This is a genomic window from Modestobacter sp. SYSU DS0904 (assembly GCF_054051115.1).
The window spans coordinates 1-10,801 of sequence record NZ_JBJHAQ010000065.1 but is presented as its reverse complement, the minus strand read 5'-3'; the positions used below and the strand labels follow the sequence as shown (position 1 = coordinate 10,801).

The window sequence follows — 10,801 nt, the reverse complement described above, 5'->3', positions numbered from 1 at the left end:
CCCCCCCCCCCCCCCCCCCCCCCCCCCCCCCCCCCCCCCCCCCCCCCCCCCCCCCCCCCCCCCCCCCCCCCCCCCCCCCCCCCCCCCCCCCCCCCCCCCCCCCCCCCCCCCCCCCCCCCCCCGGGGGGGGCGTCAGGGACGGCGCACGACTGCCAGCCCGGCCAGCATCAGCTGGGCGCCGACCAGGCCGAGGCCGAGCCACATCAGCGCGCCCGGTCCGGCCGCGTGGTGCATGAGTGCGTGCCCCGATGAGCCGCCGAGCAGCTGCGCGTGCAGCACCAGCATCGCGGCGTCCACCAGTGCGGTGAACCGCCACACCGACCCGGTCGGGTTCCGCCACAGGCGCCACGCGCAGGGCAGGCAGGCCGCCGCCATCCCCACCATCACCAGCGACCCGAGCGAGCCGTCGAGAAGCAGCAGGTGCACCGCCGCCGACGCAACGGCCGCGAGAGCGGCCACCCGGCCGAGGGCGATGGCCCTCGGCCGGGCGACGACGGCGGTCGTCACGAGCAGTGCCCCTCGCCGGTGGCGCAGTGCGAGGACGTGGACTTCGGGACCCCCAGCGCCGGGTTCCTGTCGAAGAAGCCGACCGGCTTGAGCGTGAACCCGCTGTAGTCGGTGGGCATGACCGGCCAGTCCTCCGGGCGCGGGAAGTGCGTCAGCCCGAAGGTGTGCCACAGCACGACGTCGGTGTTCTCCACCGGGGCGTCGTCGGCGACGAACGCCGGCAGCCCGCCGTCGCCGGGGTGCTGGTTGACGAAGTCGCCGGCCGGATACCGCTCGGCCGGGTCGTAGGCGGTGACCCACAGGCTCTTGGTGGAGAAGGCGGCGCGGGAGGCCACCGACGACGACTCGTCGGCGAGCAGCACCGGCGAGTTCTCCGGGTGCAGCGCGTACCCGACCGGCTGGCCGAGCCGGTTGCGCACCGACGGGTTGACGACGTGCCAGGTCCGCCCGACCGTCGCGTCCGTCGTCCGGGCGGCTGAGGCCTCCGACGTCAGCGGGGTGAGACGACGGGTGAATGCGTTGCCGTACGGGTTGTCGGCAGAGATCGGCACCCGGACGGCGTCCACCTCGTGCACCGTGTTGTCGACGCCGTCGATCGCCATGTCCAGCCGCGCGGAGAACAGGTGCTGGTGGAACGGCGCCCCCAGGCCGGGCGCGATCTCGGTGGCGTACGGGTGCTCCTCGCCGCGGTAGGCGGAGGTGAACACGATGCCGGTGGCCTTCGACTCCAGCGCGATCGTGCCGTCGGTGTAGAGGTACCAGTAGAAGCCGTAGTCGTAGTTGCCGATCGTGGTGAAGAAGCTGATCACCAGCCGCCGCGAGCGCCGGGTCTCCAGCATCCCGTTGAACATGTCGGTGTGCTTCCAGGCGACGCCGTAGTCCTCCTCGTGCAGGCAGATGGCGTTCTTGATCGTGCGCGGGTGGCCGTCCTCGTCGGCGAGCACGCCGTCGAAGTAGTGGATCTCGCCGAGGCAGTCGCAGCCCAGCTCGAGGGAGTTGGTGTACCGGGCGAAGAGGTACTCGCCGGTGTCGAAGTAGTTCTGCCAGAACCGCACCGGGGACGGGTCGGCGTAGGGCACGACCATCTCGGCGATCGACGCGCGGTGGATCACCGAGCGGCCGTCGATGGAGAGCTGGTTCAGCGTGAGCCCCTCGCGGGCGTCGAAGCCGACCCGCACCTCCCAGCCGGCCCAGCGGATGACGTCGTCGTCCACGGTGAAGCTGCGGCCCTCGGGCTGGGTGATCTCGATGGGCTTGAGGTCCCGGACGGCGTCCGGCGTGAGGTCGGCGCGCTCGGCCGGGACGGGCAGGTCGAAGTGGTCCTGGACGTCGATGGCCACGCCGCGGGTGACGTCGACGAACGCGACGACGCCGTCGACCGGGTGCGCCCAGGGGAGGTCCTCGGGGTCGGCCTGGTGGAAGCCGAGCACCCGGACGACGCGGTGCCCGAACTCGTCGGGGAAGTAGGAACCGGCCGACAGAGGCACCGACCGGACTTTCGCGACGTCCAGCCCGCGCCTGGTCATCGCGGTGACCCAGCGCTCGTCGGCGGCGAGGATCGGCTCGATCGCCTCGAACTCGGCGTCCAGGATCGGCACCTGCCCGTCGACCAGGGCGTCGATCGGCTCGTTCCCGACGACGGCGCCGGCGGTGATCGACACGGTGAGGTCGGCGCCGTTGCCGGTGGCGCGGTCGAGCAGCAGCACGCGCGCCCGGCGCTCGATCGGGTCGCCGGGCCGCCAGGCGAGGACGACGTTCTTGTGCGGCTCGTCGAGGCCGACGTAGACGAACTTCGTCTGCTCGCCGACCAGGCCGGCCTCGGCGACGATGCTGCGGATCGCGGTGAACTCCTCGGCGGAGAGCCGGGAGAGCGGGTGGGTGGCGGTGCTGACCGGGGCGGTCATCGTCATGGGAGTGGGGTTCCTTTCGAGCGGTGGGTCAGGAGGAGAGGTCGGTGTCGGTGAGGGCGGCGGCCTGCGGGCGCAGCCGGGCGATCACCGGGCCGGCGAGGAGGGTGGCCAGCAGCAGGACGCCGGCGCCGACGCCGAGCGCCGTCGACTCGCCCATCAGCAGCGGCAGGTTCTGCACGAGGACGACGAGGATCGCGGCGAGCCCGAGGCAGCCCAGGCCGGGCGCGATGAGCGTCTGCCACGGCCGGGTGTCGACCCGGGTGTGGCGGAAGAAGACCAGCACCGCCGAGCAGGTGAGCAGCATCAGCGCGACGATGCCGACGGTGGCGATCCCGGACAGCCAGGTGAAGACCTCCAGCACCGGGTCCAGGCCGGCGACCGCGCAGACGATCATGAGCGCGGCGCTGATCACCGTCTGGGTGAGCGAGGCCGAGGCGGGCGAGGCGTGCGTGGCGTGCGCGTTGCCCAGCCGGCTGTGCAGCACGCCGGTGTTGCCGAGGTTGAAGAAGTAGCGGGCCAGCACGTTGTGGAAGCTCAGCGCGCAGGCGAACAGGCTGGTCACCAGCAGGACGTTGAGGACATCGGCGACCACGGTGCCGAGGAAGGCCTCCGTCGTCTCGACCACCATCGAGCCCGGGTCCTCGGCGGCGCGGGCCACGGCGGCCTCGTCGCCCCAGGCGGTGACGATCGCCCAGCTGGAGACGGCGTAGAAGACGCCGATGATCGCCAGCGCCAGGTAGGTCGCCTGCGGGATGGTGCGCTCGGGGTCGCGCGCCTCGTCGCGGAAGACGGCGGTCGCCTCGAAGCCGATGAACCCGGCGATGGCGAACATCAGGCCCAGTGCGGGGGAGCCGCTGGTGATCTCGGCGGGGGAGACGATGCCGCCGGAGAAGCCCTCGGGGCCGCCGCCCTGCCCGACGACCGCGAGGTCCAGGACGACGACGATCGCGATCTCGGCGATCAGCAGCAGCCCGAGCACCTTGCTGGACAGGTCGATGTGCCGGTAGCCGAGCACCCCGATCAGGGCGACCATCGCCAGCGTCCAGACCCACCAGGGCGGGGAGGCGACGCCGTAGCGGCCGAGCAGGTCACCGATCGCCTGCCCGAGGTAGCCGAGCACCGCCCCCTGGATGGTGATGTAGGTGAGCAGCGCCAGCATCGCCGCGCCCAGGCCGAGCGGCCGGCCCAGGCCGCGGGAGATGTAGGAGTAGAAGGCGCCGGCCTGCGGCACGTGCGGGGTCATCGCGACGAACCCGACGGCGAAGAACAGCAGGATGACCGCGCTGATCGCGTAGCTGGCCGGGTAGCCCGCGCCGTTGCCGATGAGGATGCCGATCGGCACCGACCCGGCGATGACCGTGAGCGGCGCGGCGGCGGCGACCACCATGAAGATGATCGAGCCGACGCCGAGGGAGCCGGTGAGGCTGCGGGTGGGAAGGGCGCTGGGCTTGCTGCCGACGGACGACGTCGGTGCTCCCGCGGGTGGGTCGGAGATGGCCATCTGCGGTCTCCTGGATCCGGCGGCGCCCCGGTGGCGCCGTGCTGCCCGCCGACCCTGATCGCGGTTGGTTGCCGCGGCGTCTCCCGTCGCTGACGTTCTGCCGCGTGCTGAATGAGAGACCTGCGGCGCGGCCTTCTCATTCGGGGTGTGACCGGTGGGGGCCCGCGCCGTAACAACGGCGCAAAGGCCGGCTGCCTACCCTGCGGCGTTCCCCGACCGCTGGAGGCTGCTGCGTGACCCGACTCGCCCGCACCTCCCCGGTGGCCGGCCTGCACCGGCGGCGGCTGGGCTTCTGGGAGGTGCTCGCCCAGTCGGTGTCGGCGCTGGCGCCCTCGGCGGCGGTGGTGACGACGCCGGCGATCGTGCTGGTGCAGAGCGGCGCGGCGACGCTGCCGGCGTTCGCCGCGGCCACCGTGCTGGTGCTGCTGGTGGGCTGGTGCCTCACCCAGTTCGCCCGCCGGCTGGCCGCGGTGGGTGGCGTCTACACCTACACCGCGCAGGGGTTGGGCTCCTCCGGGGCGCTGGTCGGTGGGTGGTCGCTGGCGATCGGCTACGCGGCGGTGTCGATGTCGGCGCTGGTCGGGTGCGCGCTGTACCTGGCGGCGCTGCTCTCGCTGCCGGCGTCGTCGGTGGCCTGGCTGGTGCTGCTGGTCGGCGGGCTGGCCGGGTGGTGCACGGTGCGCGGGATCCAGCTCTCGGCGCGGGTCGCGCTGGCGCTGGAGGTGGTGTCGATCGGGCTGGTGCTCGCCGTCCTCGGCGTCCTGCTGCTCCGGGTCTCGCCCGCGGCCGGTCCGGCGGCGGCGGTGGTCGACGCGGACGTGCGCTGGGGCGGGATCGCGATCGGCGTCGTGCTCGGCGTCGTCGGCTTCATGGGCTTCGAGAGCGCGACCGTGCTGGGCGTGGAGGCGCAGCGGCCGCTGCGGGCGGTGCCGCGGGCGGTGCTGTGGACGCCGGCGGTGGCCGGGGTGCTGTTCCTGGCCGGGACGGCGGCGCAGGTGGTGCTGCTGCGGGCCGCGCCGCTGGAGGTGCTGCTCAGCCCGGTGCCGGTCGGCCGGCTGGCCGCGGAGATCGGGCCGGTGGCGTGGGCGCTGGAGGCGGGGATCGCGGCGTCGTTCTTCGCCTGCGTGACCGGGTCGACCAACGCGCTGGCCCGGGTGCTGTTCTCGATGGGCCGGGAGCGGGTGCTGGCTGGGCGGCTGGGGCGGACGCACCGCCGGTTCGGGACGCCGTTCGTGGCGCTGCTGCTGGCGCTGCCCGTCGTCGTCGGGGTGCCGTTCGTCGCGCTGTTGGGCGGGTTCTCCGGCCGGGGCGTGCTGACCGGGACGCTGACGGTGTCGGCGATCGGCTACGTGGTCGCCTACGTGCTGGTGTGCGTGGCGATGCCGTTGTTCCTGCGCCGGATTGGGGAGCTGACCCCCGCGCCGCTGGTCGGCGGGGTCGCGGCGGCGGGGCTGTGGTCGGTCGTGCTGGTGGTGGCGGTGAGCGGGTCGGGCTGGGTGGACGGGCGGCTGGCGGCCCTCGTGTACCTGGGCGCGCTGGCGCCGGGGGTGGTCTGGCTGCTGTGGCTGCGGGCGCGGCGGCCTGCGCGGCTGGCCGCCGTCGGGGTCTACGACGAGCCGACGGTGGCCAGCGTGTTGCCCGGATCGCTGGCGGCCTGAGGGCGGTGTGGGACTGATGACGGTGTCGGACTGATGGCGGTGTCGGACGCGGGGCTGACCGGCCGGCAGCCGAAGGCGGTGCAGAGCGCGCTGGCGGTGCTGGAGTGCGTGGCGCGGATGGGTGCCGGCGTCACCGCGAAGGAGGTGGCGACGGCGCTGGGCATGCCGCCGGCGACGGCGTACCGGCTGCTGAACCTGCTGGTGGGGGAGGAGTACCTGGTGCGGCTGCCGGACCTGCGTGGGTTCGCGCTGGGTCGGAAGGTGGCCGGGCTGGCCGGGGCGATCGCGCCGGTGCGGGTGCCGTCGGCCGCGCGGGCGGTGCTCGCGGAGCTGCGCACGGAGGTGCGGGCCGGGGTGCACCTGGTGCTGTACACGGCGACGACGCTGCGGGTGGCCGACGTCGACCCCGACCTGCCGCTGCAGGACCCGGCGTCGGTGGAACGGCACCTGCACGCGACGGCGGCGGGCAGGCTGCTGCTGGCCGAGCAGCCCGAGTGGCGGGACCTGCTGCCGCCGTCCCGGCTGACCCGGTTCACCACCGCGACGGTGACGAGGGCCGACCAGCTGGACGCCTGCCTGGCCGAGGTCCGCGGCCAGGACTGGGCGGCGCAGACGGGGGAGCTGCACGGCGGCGTCAGCTGCCTGGTGGCCCCGGTGCGGTCACGCGCCGGTGAGCTGGTGGCCGGCGTCGCGGTGAGCGGCGGCGCCGGAGTTGCCCGCGACGGGACCCTCGACGCGGCCCGTGGATCGGCGGGTGAGCTGGTGGCGCTGCTGGCGTGAACGGGTGCCGCGGACTCCCGCGGGTCAGGCCTGGAGGAGCTTGAGGACCTGCTGGGCGCTCTGGTTCGCCTGCGACAGCATCGCCGTACCGGCCTGGAGCAGGATCTGGTTCCTGGCCAGGACGGTCGTCTCCGCGGCGACGTCGGCGTCCCTGATCCGGGACAGCGCCGCGACGGCGTTCTCGTGCGCGACGCCCAGGTTGGCGAGGGTGTGCTCGAAGCGGTTCTGGATGGCGCCCAGCTCGGCCCGCTGGGTGGAGACGGTGCGGATGGCCGCGTCGATCCGCGTGATCAGGTCCTGGCCCGGGGTGAACACCGGGCTGGCCCGGAGCAGCTCCTCCGGCGTGGCGTCGTCGGCGGGGACGGAGCCGCGGAACTGCAGGCTCAGGCCGTGGTCCACGAACTCGTCGTCGCTCAACGTGATGAGCCGGCTCTCCACGAAGGCGTGGTCGTGCGTGGTGATGCCCGCGGCCTTCGCCGCCGCGTTCAGCTGCGCCAGCGCCTCCGCGCCGCTGATGGTGCCGTCGGAGTCGGTGTCGGTGTAGGTGACCGAGCCGAGTTCGAGCGTCTCGCCGTCGGCGGAGACGCTGCCGCGCAGGGTCGGCAGGTCGGCTGCCAGGGTCCCGGGGAACATCAACCCCCCGGGCTGGGGTGGGATCGAGGTGCTGGCCGGGACCTCCAGGACCTGCGGGGAGGGGTCGCTGTAGTCGGGGCTGAGGGCCGCCAGTTCGGTGTCCGTGGCGTCCGGGAGGGGCGCCCTGCCCCGGAAGATCAGGTCGTCGCCGTCGTCCACGAAGGGATCGGTCCGGTGGGTCATGCCGGCTCCGCTGGCCGCGGCGTTCAGTTGATCCACGCGCTCGGCGTTGTCGATGGCGCCGTCGTTGTCGGTGTCGGTGTAGGTGATCCCCAGGTCGAGGGTGTGGCCGTCGAAGGTGATCGTGCCGCGCAGGGCCTCGATGGCGCCGGGGGTGGCCGTGGCGCCGAGGAAGACGAGTGCGCCGGTCTGGATCCGTTCGATGCGGCCCTGCGCCGGGAACGCGTTCACCGAGGCGGGGTCGCTGGTGGCGGCGAGGTTCACGCCGTCGAGCCCGAGGCCCGCGGCGTCCAGGGCGCCGCGGATGGGCAGCGAGATGGTGTCGCCGGTGTGCGGGCCCACCTGGAAGGTGCCGTGGTAGGTGCCGTCCAGCAGCGCGGTGCCGTTGAAGGTGGTGGTGTCGGCGATGCGCGTCAGCTCCCGCGTGAGCTGGGTCAGCTCGGTCTGGATGCCGGTCAGGGCGTCGGTGCTCAGACCGCCGGCGTTCGCGGCCTGGACGGCGAGGTCACGCATGCGCTGGAGCACCGAGGTGGTCTCGCTCAGGGCGCCCTCGGCGGTCTGGACGACGCTGACGCCGTCGCGGGTGTTCCGCATCGCCTGGGCGTAGCCGCCGACCTGGGAGCGCAGGCCCTCGGAGATGGCCAGCCCCGCCGCGTCGTCGGCCGCCCGGTTTATCCGGTAACCGGAGGAGAGCCGTTCGAAGGACCTGCCCACGCCGGTGCTGGTCAGCGACAGGTTGCGGTGGGCGTTCATCGCCGCGGTGTTGGTGACGACGCTCAGACCCACGTGGCCTTCCTCGCAGCTCGGTCGATCGGTGCTGTGGTGACGCACCATCGGTAACGGCCGTTCGCGGCGATGGTTGAGTCGAACACCTTGTCGGTCCAGCGGCTGGTGGTCGCTCGCGCGCCCCTTCCACCCGTCCGGCGAGGGGTTGCCGCACCCGCGTCCGCCGGGAAGGGTGTGATCTGCAACGCGTTGCCGATGGGGCACCGCAGGATCCCGTGCACCAGGACGATCCGTGCACCAGGAAGAAGGTGGGCTGCATGTACGCCCGATCAACGACGATCCACGGCGACCGGCAGGCGGTGGACGCGGGCATCGCCTACGTCCGCGACGAGGCCATGCCCAAGCTCCGGCAGATGGACGGCTGCGTGGGCCTGTCGCTGCTCTCCGACCCCGACACCGGGCAGAGCATCATGACCACCTCCTGGCAGGACGAGGCGCGGCTGCAGGCCAGCCGGGACGACGTCCGGCCGTGGGCCGAGGGCACGGCCGAGGCGTTCGGCGGCCGCGCCGAGGTGGAGGAGTGGGAGATCGCGGCGATGCACCGGGTGCCCGATGCCCCCGCCGGCACCTGCTCCCGCGTCACCTGGCTGCGCACCGACCCCGACAGCGTCCAGCGCGCCGTGGACGCCGTCCGGCTGTCGCTGATGCCGCAGCTGGACGACCTGCCCGGCTTCTGCAGCGTCAGCGTGATGACCCGCCGCAGCGACGGGGTGGCGGTCGCCGCCGTCTCCTACGACAGCTGGGAGAACCTCGAGAAGGCCGCCGAGGGGGCGCGGGTGTTCCGGGAGGAGTTCGGGCCCACGATGGGCATCACGGTCACCGACACCGCCAACTTCCAGCTCGCCCTGGCGCACCTGCAGGTGCCCGAGACGATCTGACCACCGGTACGGACCACGCGCGCTGAGGGCCGGTCCCGGGATCGGCCCTCAGCGCACGTCGCGGCGGTCGCGTCCCGGCCGCGTCCGGTCCGTGCATCACCGGTCAGGTGGACACGACGGTGACCGGGCAGGTTGCTCCCGGCGCCCGCGTCAGGCGGGCATCGGCGGTGAGCAGGGCACAATCCAGCGCCTCGGCCAGGGCGACGTAGGTCGCGTCGTAGGCCGAGAGGTTCTCCCGGAGCGCCCAGATGCGGGGCAGCATCAGGTGGACCGGGTGCCGCACGAGGGCGAGTGCGGCCCACTCGGTGACCAGGTGGTCGCCGGTGCGCGCCGGGAGGTGGCCGGCGGAGACCAGACGGCGCAGCGTCTGGGCCACCTCCGCGTCGATCAGGTGCGGTGCGTGCAGCTGCTCGCGGGCCGCCGCCTCCCGAGCCGACCCGTCGCGCAGCAACGCGGCGACGGCGGTCGAGGCGTCGAGGACGATCACCGGTCGGCGCGGCCTTCGTCCACGGCGTCGACGATCTCGTCGAGGCCGATGCCGGTGTCCGGGAGGGCGGCCAACCGCGTCGGGTTGTCCGCCCGGCGGCTGATGTCGCTCAGTTCACGGATCGCGACTGCGCTCACCGAGGCGTGCTCCCGCTCGGCCAGCCGGGTCAGCCGTTCGATCACCTCGGCGGGGACGTTGCGCAGGTACAGGGTCGGCATGCTGCGATCGTCCACCGACGTGTCGCACTCTGCAAGCACGCGGTGGTCGTTCATCGTGCAGGCCAGGAGCGCCGGGAGAGGAGCGGGACGGCGGTCCGCCCGTCGTGGAGGTGCAGGCTGCAGTCGAGGCCGTCGCGCCCGCGGACGATCGACTCGATCGCGGCGCACCAGGCGGCGTCGTCAGGGGTGGGCGCCGCGGGCCCTGGGCGTTCCAGGCACATCGCCAGGTGCAGGCCCAGCCGGTCGACGTCCTCGGCGTCGACCACGACGGAGTGCAGGTCGGCGAGCGCGCCGATCACCACCCGGTCGGGTTCCAGCGGGAGCTCCTCGACCGGGATCAGCAGGTGGACCATCGTGCCGTTGCTCCGCAGCCAGGCGAGGAACAGTCGGCGCTGCGACGGCGGCCCGTTCAGGTGCAGCAGGGCGCGCCACCGCTCGGTGAGCTCGGCGTCGCTCGTCAGCGGGATGTCGGGGTGTGGTCGGGTCTGCATGGCGGAGAACTCTGCCGCGTACGGGTCAATCGCCGCTGGCGTCGTCCACAGGCCGATCAGGGCGGTGCCGTTGACTGGGGGCATGGACGACGTCACCGCTGCGCTGCGCTCGGAGCCGGTTCCCCTGGAGCGGGCTCGGGTCGAGATCCCGGCGGCGCCCGGGCTGTACGCCTGGTGGGGGCGGTTCGGGGCGCTGCCCGGCATCTCCGGGCCGCGGCACGAGACCGCTGACCTGCAGCTGCTGTACGTCGGGATCGCACCGAACGGCACTGGGTCGAAGGCGACGCTGCGCAGCCGGGTGGTGGGTGACCACATCCGCGGGACGACGGGCTCGTCGACACTCCGGCGGTCGCTGGCCGCGCTGCTCAGCGAGCAGCAGGGCTGGCGGAGCCGGTGGACGACGCGGCCGGTGCTGGTGAACGCCGACGAGCTGCGGCTGTCGGACTGGATGGGGGAGAAGCTGCGGCTGACCTGGGTCGAGCACCCGGAGCCGTGGACGGTGGAGGCCGCGGTGATCGCCGAGCTGGAGCCGCCGCTCAACCAGGCTGAGAACGCCGCGCACCCGCTGTACGCGTTCGTGCGGGAGGCTCGGAAGCGCTGGCGCGACGCCGCGAGGTCGACGGCGCCCTGACCTCGGCCCCAGTGGCGCCCCGGGGGGGGGGGGGGGGGGGGGGGGGGGGGGGGGGGGGGGGGGGGGGGGGGGGGGGGGGGGGGGGGGGGGGGGGGGGGGGGGGGGGGGGGGGGGGGGGGGGGGGGTCGGGGTGGGTGGGGC

Annotated in this window: 11 protein-coding genes; 4 read left to right on the top strand and 7 right to left on the bottom strand. The window is 73.8% G+C overall.

Annotated features, from left to right (window positions below; all coding sequences use genetic code 11):
* Positions 1-132: 132 nt before the first annotated feature.
* Genes ACI79U_RS21065 through ACI79U_RS21055 form a run of 3 tightly spaced genes read right to left on the bottom strand, consistent with a single transcriptional unit; the run spans position 133 to position 3,918 of the window.
* Positions 133-507, bottom strand: coding sequence for a hypothetical protein (locus ACI79U_RS21065; RefSeq protein WP_457072222.1), 375 nt, complete (start codon positions 505-507; stop codon positions 133-135).
* Positions 504-2,417 carry a primary-amine oxidase gene (locus tag ACI79U_RS21060; RefSeq protein ID WP_457072224.1) on the bottom strand — a complete coding sequence of 638 codons (1,914 nt, stop codon included), beginning with the start codon at positions 2,415-2,417 and terminating at the stop codon, positions 504-506. Before ACI79U_RS21060 ends, ACI79U_RS21065 begins: the two co-directional genes overlap by 4 nt.
* A 28-nt stretch (positions 2,418-2,445) precedes the next feature.
* Positions 2,446-3,918 carry an APC family permease gene (locus ACI79U_RS21055; RefSeq protein WP_457072226.1) on the bottom strand — a complete coding sequence of 491 codons (1,473 nt, stop codon included), beginning with the start codon at positions 3,916-3,918 and terminating at the stop codon, positions 2,446-2,448.
* A 233-nt stretch (positions 3,919-4,151) separates the two neighbouring features.
* Between ACI79U_RS21055 and ACI79U_RS21050 the strand changes: the two genes are divergently transcribed.
* Positions 4,152-5,576 carry an APC family permease gene (locus tag ACI79U_RS21050; protein WP_457072229.1) on the top strand — a complete coding sequence of 475 codons (1,425 nt, stop codon included), beginning with the start codon at positions 4,152-4,154 and terminating at the stop codon, positions 5,574-5,576.
* Between the two features lie 33 nt (positions 5,577-5,609).
* On the top strand, positions 5,610-6,356 hold the full coding sequence (locus ACI79U_RS21045) for an IclR family transcriptional regulator (protein ID WP_457072231.1): 747 nt from the start codon (positions 5,610-5,612) through the stop codon (positions 6,354-6,356).
* 24 nt (positions 6,357-6,380) lie between these two features.
* Here the strand turns inward: ACI79U_RS21045 and ACI79U_RS21040 are convergent, their stop codons facing one another.
* On the bottom strand, positions 6,381-7,955 hold the full coding sequence (locus tag ACI79U_RS21040) for a flagellin N-terminal helical domain-containing protein (protein WP_457072233.1): 1,575 nt from the start codon (positions 7,953-7,955) through the stop codon (positions 6,381-6,383).
* Positions 7,956-8,212: 257 nt separating this feature from the next.
* Between ACI79U_RS21040 and ACI79U_RS21035 the strand changes: the two genes are divergently transcribed.
* Entirely contained in the window at positions 8,213-8,833 is a 621-nt protein-coding gene (locus tag ACI79U_RS21035) for a hypothetical protein (protein ID WP_457072235.1), read from the top strand.
* A 103-nt stretch (positions 8,834-8,936) separates the two neighbouring features.
* On the opposite strand, the gene ACI79U_RS21030 is transcribed toward ACI79U_RS21035, so the two are convergent.
* The 3 genes from ACI79U_RS21030 to ACI79U_RS21020 are packed head-to-tail and all read right to left on the bottom strand — an operon-like array spanning position 8,937 to position 10,029.
* Positions 8,937-9,320, bottom strand: coding sequence for a type II toxin-antitoxin system VapC family toxin (locus tag ACI79U_RS21030; RefSeq protein WP_457072237.1), 384 nt, complete (start codon positions 9,318-9,320; stop codon positions 8,937-8,939).
* Positions 9,317-9,538: a hypothetical protein gene (locus ACI79U_RS21025; protein ID WP_457072240.1), complete on the bottom strand. Its 222-nt coding sequence runs from the start codon at positions 9,536-9,538 to the stop codon at positions 9,317-9,319. The genes ACI79U_RS21030 and ACI79U_RS21025 overlap by 4 nt, the downstream gene beginning before the upstream one ends.
* Positions 9,539-9,588: 50 nt before the next feature.
* Positions 9,589-10,029 carry a hypothetical protein gene (locus ACI79U_RS21020; RefSeq protein ID WP_457072242.1) on the bottom strand — a complete coding sequence of 147 codons (441 nt, stop codon included), beginning with the start codon at positions 10,027-10,029 and terminating at the stop codon, positions 9,589-9,591.
* Positions 10,030-10,111: 82 nt separating this feature from the next.
* Between ACI79U_RS21020 and ACI79U_RS21015 the strand changes: the two genes are divergently transcribed.
* Positions 10,112-10,660 carry a GIY-YIG nuclease family protein gene (locus ACI79U_RS21015; protein WP_457072245.1) on the top strand — a complete coding sequence of 183 codons (549 nt, stop codon included), beginning with the start codon at positions 10,112-10,114 and terminating at the stop codon, positions 10,658-10,660.
* Positions 10,661-10,801 lie beyond the last annotated feature (141 nt).

What these genes read in the sequence shown, in the direction of transcription:
- ACI79U_RS21055 (WP_457072226.1), bottom strand. Translation starts at nt 3,918, where the DNA reads ATGGCCATCTCCGACCCACCCGCGGGAGCACCGACGTCGTCCGTCGGC.
- ACI79U_RS21020 (WP_457072242.1), bottom strand. Translation starts at nt 10,029, where the DNA reads ATGCAGACCCGACCACACCCCGACATCCCGCTGACGAGCGACGCCGAG.
- ACI79U_RS21035 (WP_457072235.1), top strand. Translation starts at nt 8,213, where the DNA reads ATGTACGCCCGATCAACGACGATCCACGGCGACCGGCAGGCGGTGGAC.
- ACI79U_RS21015 (WP_457072245.1), top strand. Translation starts at nt 10,112, where the DNA reads ATGGACGACGTCACCGCTGCGCTGCGCTCGGAGCCGGTTCCCCTGGAG.
- ACI79U_RS21060 (WP_457072224.1), bottom strand. Translation starts at nt 2,417, where the DNA reads ATGACGATGACCGCCCCGGTCAGCACCGCCACCCACCCGCTCTCCCGG.
- ACI79U_RS21045 (WP_457072231.1), top strand. Translation starts at nt 5,610, where the DNA reads ATGGCGGTGTCGGACGCGGGGCTGACCGGCCGGCAGCCGAAGGCGGTG.
- ACI79U_RS21025 (WP_457072240.1), bottom strand. Translation starts at nt 9,538, where the DNA reads ATGCCGACCCTGTACCTGCGCAACGTCCCCGCCGAGGTGATCGAACGG.